Source organism: Pseudomonas sp. MDT2-39-1 (genome assembly GCF_054898085.1).
The window spans coordinates 67,451-85,094 of record NZ_CM142716.1 but is presented as its reverse complement, the minus strand read 5'-3'; the positions used below and the strand labels follow the sequence as shown (position 1 = coordinate 85,094).

The following is a 17,644-nucleotide window of genomic DNA, read 5'->3' as shown; positions in this document are numbered from 1 at the left end:
ATCATGACCGTACATTCCTGGGAAAAACTCTACCTCGATGACCTGAGCCTGGGTCAGCAGTTCGAAAGCGACAGCCTGCGTGTTCATCGAGCATCGATGCTGGCCTTCGCTCAGGAGTACGACCCGCAACCGTTTCACCTCGATCCCGAACTCGCCGAGCTGAGCCTGTTCCGCGGCCTGGCCGCCAGCGGCTGGAACACCGCCGCCCTGACCATGAAGCTGCTGGTGGAAAGCGTGCCGTTGGCGGACGGCATCATCGGGCTGGGCATCGAGCTGAGCTGGCCGACGCCGACTTACCCGGACGACCTGTTGCGCCTGCAATGCACCGTGCAGGCCATCGACCCGTCCAGCACCAAGCCAGATCGGGGCGTGGTGACGATGTTCATGGAAACCCTCAATCAGAATGACAAGGTGGTACAACGAGCCACTGGCAAACTGCTGGTGTTCAGAAGACCACCGCCTGACTGAAAAGTAGTCAGGGGTGCGTGGGGCGCGCGCATGATGGCTGAGGCCCAATTCATGAGTCAGTCGAGCGCGTGCTCTCTCGATGGCAGGGACCGGAGGAGGCGTTTTGAAACCATTTCTGCCCAGGCCCAGCGCCTCAACCATGAACATGCTGCGTGAGGGCTGCCTGCAACGCCGTGACGCGGTGCCGCAAGCGCTGACGGAACAAGCGGTCATCCCGGGTATCCCGAATGCGCGCTACTGGCTGGATCAGGACCTGACGCTGTTCATTCGGGACGCGACTTTAGCCAACGATCGAGAGGTCGAGGCGCTCGCCGACTCAGCGTTGCCGCCCGATATGCTGCCACGGGGCTATTACCTGGCCATTTCGGGGGGCGGCGACGCCGGCACCTTCGCGGCGGGCATCATTGCGGGCTGGACCTTGCATGGGAGCCGGCCTGCGTTCAAGGTCGTCACCGGCATCAGCGCGGGCGCTCTGGTCGCCCCGTTCGCTTACCTGGGACCTGAGTACGACAGCGTCATACTGGGGATCTGCAGCGCAATCGGTCCAAAAGACGTGTTCCATTCGCGAAGTGTGCTGACCCGCCTGGCCAGCGACGGCATCGCGGACAGCAAGCCACTGGCGCGGCTCATTGCCAAATACATTACCGCCGACGTGCTCGCGGCCATCGCCGCGCAATACGCCAAGGGACGACTGCTGATGATCGGCACCACCGATCTGGATGCCGGGCGTCCCGTCACCTGGAACATGGGCGCGATTGCGTCCAGCGGAGCACCGGGAGCGCTGCACCTGTTTCGCAATATCATGATTGCGTCGATGAGCATTCCCGGCGCCGTCTCACCGGTGATGATCGATGTAGAGGTCGACGGCAAACAGTTTCAGGAAATGCACGTGGACGGAGGCGTCCTCACTCAGGTTTTCCTTTACCCCCCGGGCACCGTGGTGGCGCTGAACAGCGTGACCGGCGCGCGTATACGCCGGGAACGGCATTTCTATGTCATTCGTAACGGCAAACTGGTGCCGCAGTGGTCCGGCACCAAGCGCCGTACCTTGAGCATCGGCGGGCGCGCCATCAGCACATTGATCCAGACCCAGGGGATCAGCGACCTCGATCGCATTTACCGCATCGCCCAGCAGGACGGGGCGGACTTCAATCTGGCGTACATCGGCGCCGACTTTCATTTTCCGCGCAATCAGAAATTCGATGGCGAGTACATGAAACGTCTGTTCGATTACGCCTTTCAACTCAGCGCGAAAGGCTATCCCTGGCATAAATCGCCCAACGCATGAGTTGTCCGAATGAAATTTATGCTGTAGTTTTTCATGAAATTATAAAAAGATAATTTCATGAGGCTTGTATGTTTCAGCAGTCCACGCAGCATGTCGCCAGCTATTACGCCCACAGTTGCGCTGATCGCCTGACCACCCGGCCGGCGCTTGCCGGTGAACAAACTACCGAGGTTGTGATCATCGGTGCCGGCTTCAGCGGCCTGCATACCGCGTTGCGCCTGGCGTTGGCCGGTAAACGCGTGACGCTGCTGGAAGCCAGCCGAGTGGCATGGGCCGCCTCGGGGCGCAATGGCGGTCAGGCCATCCTTGGCTGGTCATGCGACATGCCACCGCTGGAAGCAGCGCTGGGCTACGAACGTGCGCGACGGTTGTGGGACGGCATGCGCTGGGCCGCGCAAGAGCTGCGTGAGTTGCCGGCTCGCCATGGTTTCGACTGTGACTATCGCGCCGGTCATTTGTGGACCTCGGTCATGCCCCGTCGGGTCAGTCTGCTGACCGAGTGGCAGCGCGAAGCCAGTCACAAGTGGGGCCACGATGGCTTGCAGTTCATCAGCCGTGAGCAGTTGCCGGAATGGGTAGCCAGCGACCGCTACCAGGCAGGCCTTTATGACCCCGAGGGCGCTCACCTCAACCCGCTGAAACTGGCCCTCGGCCTGGCCGCCGCCATCGAACGGGCGGGCGGCCGTATCCATGAGCAAAGCAAAGCCTTGAGTTATCGAGAGGAGGGCGATCAGTTCCTGGTGAACACCGAACGCGGATCGATTCGGGCGGATGTGCTGGTGCTGGCCTGCAATGCCTATCTCGACCGGCTCGACCCGCAACTGGCCAGTTGCGTGTTGCCGGTGGGGACTTATCAGGTTGCCACCGCACCGCTGACGGCCGAACAGGCCACTGCGCTGTTGCCGAGCAACGTCTGCGTCACTGACAACCAGTTCGTCCTTGACTATTTCCGTCGCTCGCCGGACAACCGCCTGCTGTTCGGCGGCGGCTGCACGTATCTGGGCGGTATGCCCAAAGACATTGCCGGCGCGACCCGGCCGTTTCTGGAGCGGGTTTTTCCGCAGCTCAAAGGCGTAGAGCTGGAATTCGCTTGGGGCGGGCATATTGACCTGACGCTCAAACGCACGCCGGACATTGGCAGATGGGGTGATCGCTACTGGCTCCAGGGCTACTCCGGGCATGGCGTGCTGCCAACGCTGGCCGCCGCCCGCGCCGTGTCCGACGCGATTCTCGGTCAAGCGGATGAATTGGCGTTGTATCAGGGCTTGAGTAACGGCAGCTTCCCCGGCGGTAAATACCTGGCGGCGCCGCTGGAAGCCATCGGCAAGGCGTGGTATCGACTGCGCGACAGCATCTGATGAATCACTTGGCGGAATTCCAGGCATGAACAAGCAAGAAGAAATCGCTGCGCTGGCGATCCTTATTCACGATCTGCGCAAGCACAAGAAATACACCTTGAAGGACCTGGCCGACCAGATCGGTCGTTCCGTCGGCTTTCTCTCGCAGGTCGAACGCGGCCTGTCACGGCCCACCGTGGCCGACCTGACGGCGATCAGCGAAACCCTGGGCGTGCCGACGACCTACTTCTACAGCCTGCCAAAACCCAAGGAACTGCCGTGGGTCACCCGGCCGGATGAACGCCGCACGTTGTACTACGCCAATGGCATCACCGACATTCTGGTGTCGCCGAAAATGCGCGCTTCGTTTTCCATGCTCGAAAGTCACCTCGAAGCCGGCGCCAGCAGTGGCGAACGGCATCTGACTGATAGCTCGGAGCAGGGCGGCTACGTGCTCGAAGGCGAATTGACGCTGTGGTTGGGCGATGACGAAGCCGTCACTTTGCAGTCCGGCGACAGCTTTCAGTTCGACAGCCATACCCGTTGCCGTTACGGCAACCTTTCCGAGCACCTCACGCGAGTGCTCTGGGTCTACACCTGATAATCACAATAGGACCAACGATGATGGACGCTGATCTGCTGGCCGAAGTGCAAGCCTTCCGCCAACGCTACCCCGATGTACGTTATGTCGACCTGATTTCCCTGGACATTCCGGGGCACTTCTACGGCAAGCGCTATCCCGTGGACATGCTGGAAAAGGTCGCGGCCGGCAGCGCGCTGAAACTGCCGCAAAACTGTGTGCTGCTGGGTGTGCAGGGCGGGTTGTTCAAGATTGGCGATTACTGCTTTAACGACGGTGATCCGGATGCGTTGCGCCGGCTGGTGCCGGGCACACTCAAACCGGTGAGCTGGGAAGCACAACCCTTGGGGCAAATGCTGATCACCTCGGACGGCACCGAAAACCCTATCGTATTCGAACCGCGCCAGGTCTTGGCGCAGGTGTTGGACAGGCTCGCGGGCAAAGGCATCCATCCGGTGGTGGCGTTCGAGCTGGAGTTCTATCTGTTCGATAAAAAGCTGCGCGACGGGTTGCCTCAATTTCCCCGGGATGGCCTGACCGACGATGCCGATGATCAACCGAACATGCACATCGAGCGCCTGTCACGCTTTGCCCCGGTGCTCGATGACATGGTCGAGGCGTCACGGGCTCAAGGCATCGATTCCACGGTGATCACCGCCGAGCTCGGTCCGGGCCAGTTCGAGATCAATTTCGGTCATCTCGATGATGGTTTGCGTGCGGCGGACTGGGCGGCCCTGTTTTGTCGCAGCAGCCGTGGCGTCGCGCTGAAACACGGTTACCGCGCCAGTTTCATGGCCAAACCTTACTTGCAGCACCCGGGCAGCGGCATGCATGTGCATGTCAGCCTTTACGACGCTGCCGGCAACAACATCCTGGCGGCGAACCAGCAGCAATCGTTGCGTCATGCCGTTGCAGGTTGTCTGGAATTGCTGCCGCATTGCATGCCGATTTTCGCGCCCAACCAGAATGCATTTCGCCGTTTGGGCGGCACGACGAACATCGCCACGCGGGCGAGCTGGGGGTTTGAGGATCGCGATGCGTGCCTGCGCATTCCGGAATCGGATGCGAAAAACCTGCGCATTGAACATCGCCTGTCCGGCGCCGATGCCAACCCATACCTGGTGTTGGCGGCGATTCTGGTTGGACTGGAACATGGTCTGGAAGCAGGCAACGAGCCGATCCAGCCGCTTAACGACGACCGCAACAGCGGGGTCGACTTCCCGCTGGAAATGCTCGAAGCGGTGCGCGCCATGCAGTATCAGCCACAGCTGCGCGAAGGGCTGGGCGCGGAGTTCGTGGACGTGTATTGCGAGAACAAGCGCCAGGATCATCTGGCGTTCATGCAGGAGATCAGTGCGCGGGAGTATCGCTGGTATCTGTAATCCAGGCATGCCGATGCACTTTAATAAAGCTTTCGTGCGGCGGCATGCACTAAGCCAAGGCAGAAACTGCAGAGTTCATACCCTTTAAGCCCCGGCGGGAGCCGTAAAACCGCGACAATCAGCGCTTGGCACAATCGCTGCATTACATCGACCAGGCCCACCGTGAACGCATTCGAGTGGGCAGCCCCCTCGGTCAACGACGATCGATTCGTGGGCAACATCGGTGGATCAGGCAGAGACGTCTGGTTTCAACACCGCAAAAGAACAGGCAAAGACGCCTGGAACCGCAAGGTTTCAGGCGTTTTTTTTGCATTTTGAACCGTGATGGGCTTAGCCGGGTGCTTCTTATGAATTCCAATGTGGCCGCGTTGAACAAGCTGCAAACGCTGATCGTGATCGGTAATGGCATGGTCGGGCATCATTGTGTCGAACAGCTGATCGAGCGCGGCGCCCTTGATTACTATCAGCTGCACGTGTTCAGCGAGGAGCCGATGCGTGCCTACGACCGCGTGCACCTTTCCGAATACTTCACCGGCCGTGATGCCGAGTCGCTCGCCTTGGGTGAAGCCTCGCTGTACCAGACCCCGGGTGTCACCTTGCACCTGGGGGTGCCGGTGCTGGAAATCGACCGCGTCCGGCGCGAGGTGATCACCGCGCAAGGGTGTGTCGCCTACGACAAATTGGTCTTGGCCACCGGGTCCTATCCATTTGTGCCGCCAATCGAAGGTGCTGAGGGCGATTCGCGTCTGGTGTACCGCACCCTTGAAGACCTCGATGCGATCCGTGCCGCGGCGGCCAACGCCCGACGTGGCGTGGTGGTCGGCGGTGGCCTGCTCGGGCTGGAAGCCGCCAACGCCCTGAAAAGCCTGGGCCTGGAAGCCCATGTGGTGGAATTCGCCCCGCGCCTGATGCCCGTGCAGCTGGACGAACAGGGCGGTCGTGCGCTCAAGGCACAAATCGAACGCCTCGGCGTCGGTGTGCACCTGTCACGCGGCACTCAATCGATCAGTGCCGGCGAGGAATATCGCTACCGGATGAATTTCGCCAATGACGAATTTCTTGAAGCCGACCTGATTGTGTTTTCCGCCGGTATCCGCGCGCAAGACACATTGGCCCGCCAGTGCTCGCTGGAAGTCGGCCCGCGTGGCGGCGTGGTGATTGACGACCAATGCCTGACCAGCGATCCGCACATCTATGCCATCGGCGAGTGTGCCGCGTGGAATGGCAGCATTTTTGGCCTGGTCGCCCCGGGATACCAGATGGCGCGCGGTGTTGCTGCCCTGCTGTGCAACGAGGCTGCCGAGCCGTTCATGGGCGCGGACATGTCGACCAAGCTCAAGCTGTTGGGCGTTGATGTCGGCTCCATCGGTGATGCCCATGGCAGCACGCCGGGCTCGCGCAGTTATCAATTCATCGACGAAACCACCGCCAGCTACCGTCGATTGGTGGTGGATGCGACCGGCAAGCACGTACTCGGCGCGGTGCTGGTCGGTGACAACAGCTATTACGACACGCTACTGCAATACATGCAGAACGCGATTGCGCTGCCAGCGGAACCCGCCAGCCTGATTCTGCCGTCGTCCGAAGGCGCACCGACCCTGGGCCCGGGCGCGTTGCCCGAGTCGGCCACGGTGTGCTCGTGCCACAACGTCACCAAGGGCTCCATTTGCTCGGCCATCGACGGAGGCTGCACCGACCTCGGCCTGCTCAAGTCGCAGACCAAGGCCTGCACTGGCTGCGGTGGTTGTGCAGGGCTGCTCAAGCAGGTGTTCGAGCATGAACTGATTGCCCGTGGCGTCAGCGTCGACAAAAGCCTGTGCGAACACTTCGCGTACACCCGTCAGGAACTCTATGCGCTGGTGCGGGTAGAAGGGGTGATCACCTTCGAAGAATTGCTGACCAAGCATGGCCGTGGCCACACCGGTTGCGACGTGTGCAAACCGGCGGTGGGCTCGATCCTCGCGTCGTGCTGGAACCAGCCGATCATGGACGCCTCGCTGGTGCCGCTGCAGGACACCAACGACACCTTCATGGCCAACATGCAGAAAAACGGCACCTATTCGGTAGTACCGCGCATTCCCGGTGGCGAGATCACCGCCGACAAACTGATCGCCATCGGCGTGGTAGCGAAGAAATACGATCTCTATACCAAAATCACTGGCGGCCAGCGGATCGACCTGTTCGGCGCGCAGTTGCATGAGTTGCCTGACATCTGGGCCGAGCTGATTGAAGCGGGCTTCGAAACCGGGCATGCCTACGGTAAATCCACCCGCACGGTGAAGTCCTGTGTCGGCAGCACCTGGTGCCGTTACGGCGTGCAGGACAGCGTGAAAATGGCGCTGGCCATCGAGGATCGCTACAAAGGCCTGCGTTCGCCGCACAAGCTCAAATTCGCCGTGTCCGGTTGCACCCGCGAGTGCGCCGAAGCCCAGAGCAAAGACGTCGGCGTGATCGCCACCGAGAAAGGCTGGAACCTTTACATCGCCGGCAACGGTGGCATGCGCCCGCGTCATGCCGAGCTGTTCGCCACCGACCTGGACGATGAAACCCTGATCCGCTACATCGACCGTTTCCTGATGTTCTACATCCGCACCGCCGACAAATTGCAGCGCACTTCGGTCTGGCGCGAAAGCCTGGAGGGTGGCCTCGATTTCCTCAAGGACGTGATCATCCACGACAGCCTCGGCCTCGGTGAAGAACTCGAATCACAGATGCAGTTGGTGGTCGATCGCTACGAATGCGAGTGGGCCAACGCCCTCAAAGACCCGGAAAAACTCAAGCGCTTCCGCACCTTCGTCAACGACAAACGCCCGGACCCGGACATCCACTTTGTCCAGGAACGCGGTCAACGACGCCCGATCATGGCCGCCGAACTCAACCTTATCCCTGTTACCGAGGAGATTGTCTGATGAGCCAGTCCACTACCCACCGCATCGCTTCCCTGGAAAACACCGATGCCTGGCAAACCGTGTGCGAGCAACAGGACCTGGTCAGCAACTCCGGCGTCGTCGTGTGGCTCGACGGCGCACAAGTGGCGCTGTTCTACCTGCCCGGAGCCGAGGGCAAGACCCTGTACGCCATCGACAACCACGATCCGAAATCCGGGGCGAATGTCATCGGTCGTGGCTTGATCGGCAGCATCAAGGGCGACCTGGTGGTTGCCTCGCCGATCTACAAACAGCATTTCCGGCTTGCGGACGGCAGTTGCCTGGAGTACCCGCAACAGCGTTTGCGGGTCTGGCCGGTGCGGTTGAACGGTGGGGTGGTGGAAGTCGGGGTTGTTTGAAGGTCATTAACAGCATCGCGCAACAGCATCGGAGCCACATATGAAAACAGCCGCACAGCTGCTCAAACTAAAGGTCGTGCAAAACCGTCAGGTGCATAGCATCGCGCCGGATGAAATGGTTCTGGAGGCCCTGAAGATCATGGCCGAAAAGAACGTCGGCGCACTTCCCGTCATCGAAAAAGGGCAGGTGGTCGGGGTGATCAGCGAGCGCGACTATGCCCGCAAGGTCGTGTTGCAGGGGCGTTCTTCGGTGGGTACGCCGGTGCGCGACATCATGAGCGCGCCGGTGGTGACTGCGCCGAGTCAGCAGAGCATCGAACGCTGCATGGCGGTCATGACCGACAGTCATTTGCGTCATCTGCCGGTGGTGGACGATGGCGAGCTGATCGGCCTGTTGTCGATTGGTGATCTGGTCAAGGAAGCCATCGTCGAGCAGGCCGATCTGATTCGGCAACTGGAACACTACATTCGCGGGCACTGAGTTGCGCCAAAGCCATCAACCAACCGGCTCGACCGTACAACTCATTTCCCTTGAGCCAGGCTTCTGGAAAAGCACTGCGCCACCGTCTTGCCAGAAGCTGTAGTTGCCCTGGTTATCCTTGCCGGTGTATCGGGCACCATAGTCACTCTGTACTTGGCTCAAGGTGATCGCGGTGTTCGCCCATTTCATGTACACGACACCCGGCTGCGTGCGGAAGAAGGTGGCAGAAATCAGCGCGTTAAACCCTTCGCAACGGAACGCCAGGGGGCCTTCGGTGAGTCGGTCCGGATCCTTGGTTCTGACAATGGCCGAGCCTTGGCGTAGCTGGTGTGCGCGCTCGACGTAACCTCGGATGATGCACGTCTTCAGCTCCGGCCCGGCGGCGCAATCATTGCGGGCATTGATCCAGAACTGCTGGTCGATGATAACTTTGTCCGGGGGCGGAACTGAATGCGCATCCGTGAGCGCCAGGCGATAAAGACGCGTCAGTTCAATATCCATCTGCGTCAGTTGCGGATCGCGACAGATCAGCTTCTCGACGGATGCCTTGGCCTGAGCGCAGTCGATGCTGGGAGGGGACGTTGCATTCGCACAGAGACTCGCCGCCGCGCAAAGGCTGGCAGCGAGCAGACGGGTGAAAGGGGTCGTGACCGTTTTCATGCTGGCTTCACCCAGATCATTACGTGATGCCCGGATTGCCGTGGACCTGGCGATCCGTTGAACAGTCATTCGTGTGCATTGGGTGTACGCAGTGTAAGTCAGTGCTCAGAACTTGCCATGTCCGCTTGGCGGCGGATGTCGCTCAAAGTCCTATGTCACGCCGCTGACCACTCCGCCCGGAGATGGCTGGATGGCTGGAGGAGGGCACGCAACGTTCTCCCAGCAGCTATGCTTTTTTTACCGATTTCAAGCGTCATTACCTTTCTTCAACCGTCTCAGGCTTATCCGACACGGAGGCCAACCCTATGAACGGTTCCAATAGTTCACCTCCGGAGCCGGGTCGGATTGCTGTGCGAGTGAAGGCGGGTGACCAGACGAGGTGGGGGCGCTGGATGCCGGGTCTCCATGCGCTGCGCGAATACCCATTAGCCTGGTTGCGGCACGACATCGTGGCCGGCCTGGTGCTGACCACCATGTTGGTGCCCGTCGGCATCGCTTACGCGCAAGCTTCGGGCATTCCCGGTATCTATGGGCTCTACGCAACCATCGTCCCGCTAATCGCTTACGCATTGTTCGGGCCGAGCCGGATTCTGGTGCTGGGGCCGGACTCTTCATTGGTTGCAGTTATTCTCGCCGTCGTCCTGCCTCTGTCCGGTGGCGATCCACAGCGTGCCGTAGCGCTGGCGGGCATGATGGCGATTGTCTCAGGGACGGTATGCATCCTGGCCGGAGTGGCACGTCTCGGCTTCATCACCGAGCTGCTTTCCAAACCGATCCGCTACGGTTACATGAACGGGATAGCGCTGACCGTGTTGATCAGCCAACTGCCCAAGCTCTTCGGTTTTTCGATCGAAACCGACGGACCACTGAGAAACCTGTGGGCGATTGCCACCGCGATCATGGAGGGAAAGACCAACGGGGTAACGTTCATGGTCGGTGCTGCCACTCTGGCGGTCATCCTGCTGCTCAAGGGCTACAAGCGCCTGCCGACCATCCTGATCGCCGTGGCAGGGGCGACCATCGCGGTGGGTGTGCTGGACCTCGCTGCGCGCGCAAACGTTTCGGTCCTCGGCACGCTCCCGCAAGGCTTGCCGGCGTTTGCCATCCCCTGGATCACCACCGCCGATGTTGTCCCTGTGCTGGTCGGCGGTTGCGCCGTCGCCCTTATTTCGTTCGCGGACACCAGCGTGCTTTCCCGTGTCTATGCGGCACGGACTCGTACTTATGTCGACCCGAATCAGGAAATGGTAGGGCTTGGCATTGCCAACCTGGCCGCTGGATTTTTCCAGGGCTTCGCCGTTTCCAGCAGCTCTTCACGTACCCCGGTGGCAGAGGCCGCCGGTGCCAGAACCCAGGTAACTGGAGTCGTCGGCGCGCTTTGTGTCGCCTTGCTGTTGTTAGTGGCGCCGAACCTGCTGCAGCATCTACCGACAAGCGCATTGGCTGCGGTGGTGATTGCATCGGCGATTGGCTTGATCGAGATCAGCGACCTGCGACGAATCTATCGCATGCAACGCTGGGAGTTCTGGCTATCGATCGCCTGCACCATTGGCGTGGCCGTTTTCGGTGCGATTCAGGGCATCGGGCTCGCGATCGTGATTGCCGTCATCGAATTTCTATGGGATGGCTGGCGACCGTATTCGGCGGTGCTGGGTCGCGTCGAGGGCATCAAGGGTTACCACGACATCCAGCGTTATCCCAACGTGCACCTCATTCCCGGGCTGGTGCTGTTTCGCTGGGATGCACCCTTGTTTTTCGCCAATGCCGAATTGTTCCAGGACCGCGTGCTGAATGCCCTGGCAGCATCTCCAACGCCTGTGAACTGGCTGGTCGTCACGGCGGAACCAGTGACCAGCGTGGACGTGACGTCTGCGGACATGCTGGCCGACTTGGCGGATACCCTGCAGGCAGCGCAGATCAAATTGTGCATCGCCGAAATGAAGGACCCGGTCAAGGACAAGCTCAAGCGATTCGGCTTGTACGCGCGACTTGGCGAAGAGGCATTTTTCCCCACTATAAATGCCGCGGTCAGCAGCTATCTGATGACGTATTCGATGGGTGGGGAGGAGGAAGATCGCTGAGCGGTTTAGCCAATCTCGATCGCGTTGAACCAGCGTGACAAGCGTGAAAGCACCACCGAGTGCGTCATCCGCCGCCGGCGCGTAGAGGACACGCCGCCTGTCATGAAACGAAAAGCCATTGTCGTCTGATGAGAAGCGGCTGGTCAGATCGGTCTGAACGTCATCGGCACCGTATCCATCGAGATCAAGGGCGAAATTGCCAAGGCCCATGGCTGCGACCATGTCATCAACTACAGCCACGAAGATGTCGCCCAGCGCGTGCGCGAGTTGACGGACGGTGTGGGCGTCAACAACGGCTCGGTCACCGCCCCCGACGGTTTTGCCGAGGCCTATCAAGCCTTGCCCGTCTGCTGCCGCGCATTCACTCGTTGAGCGCCTCGGCCAAGGCAGGCAGCGAGTGCCTTTATGCGTTGTAAGCCGAGCAGTTCTGACAGGACGAGGACCCCCACCATGACGGCGACAACAATAATTCCGCCCGCCGACGGCGCCTATGCCTATCCGTTGCTGATCAAACGCCTGCTGCTATTCGGGATCTATTTTCACCGCCTTCCAACTGTCGTCTGGATCGAAGCGTTTCATCGACTGGGCCAGTTTGCCGCCATTGGGTCCCAGGGCTTTCTCAAATACTTGTCCTTCATGGCTGATCATGAAGATCATCACCCCGGTGTCGTCGTACTTTGCCGGCCAGGCGATCAGCGCAAAACCACGGCTCATCTTGTCACCGATGAGGTAGCTGAAGGCACCGCCAGGTGCTGAAGGTCCTTGGCCCTCAAGGATACGGAAGCGGTAACCATGCCAATCTTCACCGGCAATGGTTTTGCCGAACGAAGGCCCCAACGGGCTGATCTGGCCGCTATCGTCCTCTGCCCAATAGAGCCCGTCATGCTTGCCGGGCGTGCTAAAAATTTTCTGCGCATATTCGAGTGCGCCGTCACCGTCGCGATCCACTGATGCGTAGTCCATCTGGGCATCGTGATAAGTCAGCACCGCTTGCACCGCGTCGAGTTCGTTGCGACCGATTCGCCGAGCCCGGATTTCTGCGTTACCGGCCTTGATGTCGAAGCGCCAACCGTTGTCGACTTTTATCAGGGGAATGGGCAATGTCCAGTGGCTATTGCCAACCGACAGTAGCGCTTTTTTGTCGCTGGTTTTCTCAATCCGATGCTGTTCGCGATATTCCTTCAAAAACGCGTCGACATCGCTGCGCTGCACACCTTCGCGCGGGATGTAACTGTGCCATTCATCTCCCAGCAACTCGGTGAGGCGAGCCTGATCAGCGTGCTCCGTGCCCAGTGCCTCGACGAACGCTTCAGCGGCCTTTCCGGCGTTGGAAAGGATTGCTGCGCCGTAGCCATGCACGACCATGCCACACCGGCCGCTATCGCCAATAGGGGATAAAGCTTGCCCATGAGTGACTTGACTCGATACTGGTTTTTCAACGACGGCCCCCCCTTGAACGTGGTGCACTGGACGGCCTGCGGATCTGATGACCGGCAGATCGTGCTGCACTGGGGCGCTGGGCGGAAACCTGGCTGGCCCGGCCACGGCTGGCTTGTGCGTTGGACTGGGACGGCGAGCGCGCGTCGGCGAATGCATTGTTGCGGGCGCTGCCGGCGGAAGAGCGATTTTGCGCAGCCTGGCGCGGCTGTGCGGAGTCCTGTCTGAGTTGATTGACCTGCGCGTTTTGTCTGCCTGACGGCTGATTATCCCGAGTGTTTCTCGCAGTGCCTTGGCCCCTGTCAGGCGATCTCGATCTGTCCGTATCCGCCTGCATTCGATTGCTTGCCGAGGTTCCAGACTGGGCTGCGCGAGCTCGATCACGGGCTTCGCGATTAGTGGTGGCAGGTCTTTCGATACCGGCCCTGTCCATGGAACTACGGGCTTTTTCACGAGCCTGGGCTCGCTGTGCATTGTCACCCCGAAAGGCTTCGCGTTGATTGGCACCGTCCAGTTGCCGGCCGAATTGTTCGCGGCTGCGAGTGTCCCGATAGGGGACACCATCACGATGAGCGGCGTTGTGCTGCCACTTGTTATTGGTGATTTGATTGTTTCGATTGATGTTGTTGTAGCGGTTGACGTCGATGTCTATGTCGTTATTGCCCCAGTCACAATTACCCCACAACGAGCCGACGATCGCCACACCGGTACCAAACGCCAGCCCGGCCATCAAAGCCTGACCGGGGTAATACGCGGGTGGCGGTGGGTAGTACGCGGGACGGCGAAGCAGGGTAGGGCCAGGTGCCGTAGGTTGTTGTCGGGTTATAGGTGGGAACGTACACCACCTGCGGATCAGAGGGCTGAATGATGATGGTGGAGGTGCTATTGGCCGGGGCAGGGGCCGAAGTAGTGGGCGCGGGTGCCGCCAGAACGGTCACGTTCTGGTACTGGTTGCTCTGAAGGTTGCCTGCTGTTTGGGCCTGACGACGCAAGCGTTGCACGCCGTTCATGAGATCGCCGGTTGCGCCAGAAAAGCATCACCCAGGCGCTGCACCCAAACGGGATCCTGCCCCAGCGTTGCCAGGACCTGAGGGAAAGCGTCCAGCGCCTGAACGCTTGGATACCAAGGCTGGCTCGCCACTTGTTTGACCGCATCATCGCCCTTGGCGTCCGGGTGAGCTTTAGACCAGGTTACCGCTTCGGCGATTTCCCCAGGATACGTGGTCGCCATGAGGACCTGTGCAAGCAATGGATCGGGGTAGAGCGCAATGGGAGCCAGCATTTGATCAAGCTGTTCCTGGGTAAACACGGCGTCTTTGCCCGCTGTCGTGACGGGCGCTGTTTCAGCAACGTTTGCGGACGCCTCCAGTGCCTGCGCCAGACACAAAGGCCCAGTTAAAACCAGTACGACTGACACCGCGTAAAATAACGAAATACGCATTGCCTTACCTCTTTGTGGCCGGGCAGGTTTGGAATGACTGGGTCAATGTCGGGAAGGTGAAAGCAGGTTGCTTCAATGCCTCTCACTAAGGGTAGCAAACATATTTTTTCATGAGTTCAGCGCAGCCGCTTTATCGAGCGAAGTTTAGTTTTGGATCTGTTAGCCCATAGGCAAAGACCCGAGGAAGGAAACTGATGCGACCAGCGGTCCGTCTCTGGCGGCGGGTCGGGTTGTGGCAGAAGTTCCGCCCTGACACAGCATTATTCTGATGGCCGATGACCGATGTCCATAAGTGGCTGTAACCCTGGATTTTGAGACCCGTTCGCCAGAAACCGGGTTAGAGTGTCATCAATGTCTGTTCATCAGGTCCCTCCACTCGATTCGCATAGTCGCGCCAAGCGGTTCCAGCGAACGAACCGGGCAAAAAAACCATATATCAATCGTTGTTTGAAGAATGAATCGTCCGCTGTTTGTTTCTCTAGATGGGCCCAAGGGAACCGGCAAAACCACACTGTTGGAAGCCGTTACGAAAGTACTGAGGGCAGACAACAAAAAGGTGATCCGACTGTGCGAGAAAAAAAGCGATCCCTATAGGGGGGAAACAATGGCCCTCGTTAACAAGCTCGTCAGAAATCCCACCCGGGATTTGGAGTTGGGGGTTTGTGAGCGCTTTGCTGATAGCCGCACCTGGATTTCCCAGCACGTGCTGGCTAAACAGCCACCAGGCAGCATCATCCTGATCGATCGCTGGTACCCGTCTGATGCCGCGTTTCGCAGGATAGTCCCGTTTGCAGAGATTCTACAGTTGAACATCGATCGAAACGTGCGAGTGCCAGACCTGCATGTCGGGGTTGTCACTGCCCCTGAAATTTCATGGGCGAGGGCAGCGGGACGACGGCGTGGGCTGAGCAGTACTGTGATCCATAAGCTGGAAGAACATGTCGCTTGTACCAATGCGTTCGAGCGTGCGATTGCAGATCACGGCTGGGTTTTATGCCGTAATGAAGGAACGATCGAAGACGCAACGATGCAGGTGATTTCTGAAATCTATAGAGTCCTTCGATGCCCCGTAGGCGAAGTTCGCTGCGCCGGCCTTGATGCAGTTGAGATAGCCGTAGATATAGATTGTTAGCAGGATCGAAGGGGGTGATTTTTCGCCGCATTGGAGCCGGGGTATTGAGTTGGCTCGAACAGGGATTGGGGATTGGTAGCTTGAAAGAACCTTCGATGTCAGATGTTCATAGTTCCAATAAACCCTTTGAAAATAAGGATTTTAATCAGAAAAACCAAGCGCAGGCTCTCCAAAACTTGTTCATGACTGCGTGATCAACTAATCCCGGACACGACGTTAAGTTTTTCTTCGGCCCGAGCTGGCGCCAGCCCACCTGAGGCAGTCGCGAAATCATGAGACATTGCAAAAGCCCCGAATTCCGGTGGGGGGCAGCCCCCATTACGCTAATTGTGCGACTTTTTCTGGTTTTGTCTCACGAAGAAAGCCATTTCTTCGGATAATTCTCGCCATTATTTTACCGTACTACAAAAAAGTCTCACGATTGTTTGACATGATTTTTAACGCCCCTGAGTCGCCTTAGTTTCTTACACGCTTCCAAGCTCTAAAGTAAGGCTCATTCGGAGGTACCATGAGCAACCGTTGTTATCCCGAAGAATTCAAAATCCAAGTGGTCAATCAATTGATCGCAAAGTAACTTCCTGTTTCGAAGGTGGCGGATCAATTGGGTGCGTCCGTGCACAATCTCTATACTTGAGTTAAAAACTACACCGCGCCCTAGGAACAGCACCTTCGGAAGGACGATCAGAGCGCTGAACTTCGCTGCCTACGTGTTGTGCTAAAACGGGTGATGGAGGAACGAGACATCATAAAAATGCCGTTCCGTACTTTGCAAATGAGTGCAGTAGTAATACGCCTTTAACAAGGCTTTCGGGTGCCTACTCCGTCTTACGGCTTCTTCTGACGTCGCCGGTTCATCCCAGCGGCTACTATGCGTGGCTATCCGAATCAAGTGCTCTAACCAGGGACGATCATCCACTGCTGAGTTTGAGCAAGCGTTCTTGGATGGAAAGGAGTTTATGGCTATCACAAGCTCATGATGACGTGCGCTAGGTTGGCGAGAGCGTTGGCCTCCATCGTTCTAGGTTAATGCGCTTTGAAGTCAGCAATCGTTTTAATATCGGCGGCTAGGTGGAAAATCCGGCCTCAGTGATGCTTGACCTGTTCCCATCAAGGAATAGTCAGTGAAATCACAAGCGACTAGCGATTTTGGACATTCATGCGCTTTTCAGGGCAGCATGGAGGCGTAAGCCCAACCGATAGGGAAGGTTTACTTTGATCAGGATAGCCAGTCCAGCAGCTCCTATTCGCGCCGCTTTCCGTGTACCAACAATCTGGTCGCGTGCCTGAGCCGTCGAGGTAACCGCGTCATTTTATCAGAATTGTTCTCTCTCCTTCGATGTCATTTTATCAAATTTGTTCTCCCTCCTTCGATGTCATTAAACAATAAATGATTGACGCGCTTCAGGCGAGTTACAGTCTTAAAGTTGTCAATTTGTATGTAAATATTCCTGTCGATTCCGAAAGATATCGCGAAAATAAAATCACATAGAACTTTTCGATTTGTTTGCCAGGTTACGATCCCTCATTCCGCAATTTTTTAAAACGGAAGTCATAATCGGATCGTCGTCATAGATAAGTTTATTCGAGTTAAAAACAGAACAAAAAATCCTAGAAGCCCCGGGTTACGGGGCTTGGCGCCTTAAAACAATTTGAATAAATTGCCTTTTAAGTCAATACATACATAAATAAAAAAATCTATAACGGTTGAATTTTGATCGGCAAGTCAAGGTTGACAAGTCTGGCTGTCGAAAGTTTTACTAGATTGGCTTTCACGACATGAGAACAGATCGATGTACAAGACCCAAAATTTCAGAGGAACTCTGTATGAATTAATTTTTTAAATACGGAAATGCATTCGCCTTCGAATCGCTGGCAGGGAAATTGATACCCTTTGCCAGAAAAGAGAGATTATTCAAATGAGGAGGAAACAACCTTGAGTAGAAACTTCAAAGTCCACAAATCACAAGCCGGACGACGCTCAAGTTTGAGACGGGTACCGCTCAGGTCGAATATATAGGTCTTCGGTTAGATACCATAGGCTCTTAGATACCAGGATTAGTAGGCGGTGACG

At 57.9% G+C, this 17,644-nt stretch carries 11 protein-coding genes and 4 pseudogenes; 12 read left to right on the top strand and 3 right to left on the bottom strand.

The genetic code is table 11. The annotated features are described in order from the left end of the window. Nucleotides 1–3 precede the first annotated feature (3 nt). The 8 genes from ACYZTM_RS00480 (at nt 4) to ACYZTM_RS00445 (ending at nt 8,822) form a co-directional block, all read left to right on the top strand. Entirely contained in the window at nt 4–468 is a 465-nt protein-coding gene (locus tag ACYZTM_RS00480) for a MaoC family dehydratase (protein WP_461986343.1), read from the top strand. 103 nt (nt 469–571) lie between these two features. Continuing rightward, on the top strand, nt 572–1,756 hold the full coding sequence (locus tag ACYZTM_RS00475; protein ID WP_165557406.1) for a patatin-like phospholipase family protein: 1,185 nt from the start codon (nt 572–574) through the stop codon (nt 1,754–1,756). A 68-nt stretch (nt 1,757–1,824) separates the two neighbouring features. Then, nucleotides 1,825–3,114, top strand: coding sequence for an NAD(P)/FAD-dependent oxidoreductase (locus ACYZTM_RS00470; protein ID WP_461986341.1), 1,290 nt, complete (start codon nt 1,825–1,827; stop codon nt 3,112–3,114). Nucleotides 3,115–3,139: 25 nt separating this feature from the next. Continuing rightward, the gene (locus ACYZTM_RS00465) at nt 3,140–3,694 is read left to right on the top strand and encodes a helix-turn-helix domain-containing protein (protein ID WP_461986339.1); all 555 of its coding nucleotides are present in this window, start codon (nt 3,140–3,142) and stop codon (nt 3,692–3,694) included. Nucleotides 3,695–3,714: 20 nt separating this feature from the next. Then, a complete protein-coding gene (locus ACYZTM_RS00460; protein WP_461986337.1) occupies nt 3,715–5,055 on the top strand; it encodes a glutamine synthetase family protein in 1,341 nt (446 codons plus the stop codon). Nucleotides 5,056–5,402: 347 nt separating this feature from the next. Further along, nucleotides 5,403–7,964 (top strand): nitrite reductase large subunit NirB, encoded by a 2,562-nt coding sequence (gene nirB, locus ACYZTM_RS00455; RefSeq protein WP_461986335.1) that lies wholly within the window; start codon nt 5,403–5,405, stop codon nt 7,962–7,964. Further along, nucleotides 7,964–8,341 (top strand): nitrite reductase small subunit NirD, encoded by a 378-nt coding sequence (gene nirD / locus ACYZTM_RS00450; protein ID WP_461986333.1) that lies wholly within the window; start codon nt 7,964–7,966, stop codon nt 8,339–8,341. Before nirB ends, nirD begins: the two co-directional genes overlap by 1 nt. A gap of 40 nt (nt 8,342–8,381) precedes the next feature. Continuing rightward, entirely contained in the window at nt 8,382–8,822 is a 441-nt protein-coding gene (locus tag ACYZTM_RS00445) for a CBS domain-containing protein (RefSeq protein WP_131058524.1), read from the top strand. A 15-nt stretch (nt 8,823–8,837) separates the two neighbouring features. Here the strand turns inward: ACYZTM_RS00445 and ACYZTM_RS00440 are convergent, their stop codons facing one another. Continuing rightward, nucleotides 8,838–9,482, bottom strand: a complete 645-nt coding sequence (locus tag ACYZTM_RS00440; protein ID WP_131058523.1) for an MliC family protein — start codon at nt 9,480–9,482, stop codon at nt 8,838–8,840. 305 nt (nt 9,483–9,787) lie between these two features. Here ACYZTM_RS00440 and ACYZTM_RS00435 point away from each other — a divergent pair, with 305 nt between their 5' ends. The 3 genes and pseudogenes from ACYZTM_RS00435 to ACYZTM_RS00425 all read left to right on the top strand — a co-directional run. After that, nucleotides 9,788–11,563, top strand: a complete 1,776-nt coding sequence (locus ACYZTM_RS00435) for a SulP family inorganic anion transporter (protein WP_131058522.1) — start codon at nt 9,788–9,790, stop codon at nt 11,561–11,563. A gap of 147 nt (nt 11,564–11,710) precedes the next feature. Then, nucleotides 11,711–11,854, top strand: a pseudogene (locus ACYZTM_RS00430) (zinc-binding dehydrogenase); the annotation flags it as partial. Nucleotides 11,855–11,904: 50 nt separating this feature from the next. Further along, nucleotides 11,905–11,979: pseudogene (locus ACYZTM_RS00425) on the top strand (hypothetical protein); the annotation flags it as partial. Between the two features lie 106 nt (nt 11,980–12,085). Here ACYZTM_RS00425 and ACYZTM_RS00420 read toward each other — a convergent pair. Continuing rightward, nucleotides 12,086–12,972 (bottom strand): annotated as a pseudogene (locus ACYZTM_RS00420) (DUF2950 domain-containing protein). Between the two features lie 26 nt (nt 12,973–12,998). Beyond that, nucleotides 12,999–14,441, bottom strand: a pseudogene (locus ACYZTM_RS00415) (DUF3300 domain-containing protein). Nucleotides 14,442–14,895: 454 nt separating this feature from the next. Between ACYZTM_RS00415 and ACYZTM_RS00410 the strand changes: the two are divergent. Then, the gene (locus ACYZTM_RS00410; RefSeq protein WP_461986329.1) at nt 14,896–15,573 is read left to right on the top strand and encodes a dTMP kinase; all 678 of its coding nucleotides are present in this window, start codon (nt 14,896–14,898) and stop codon (nt 15,571–15,573) included. The last annotated feature ends 2,071 nt before the right edge of the window (nt 15,574–17,644 follow it).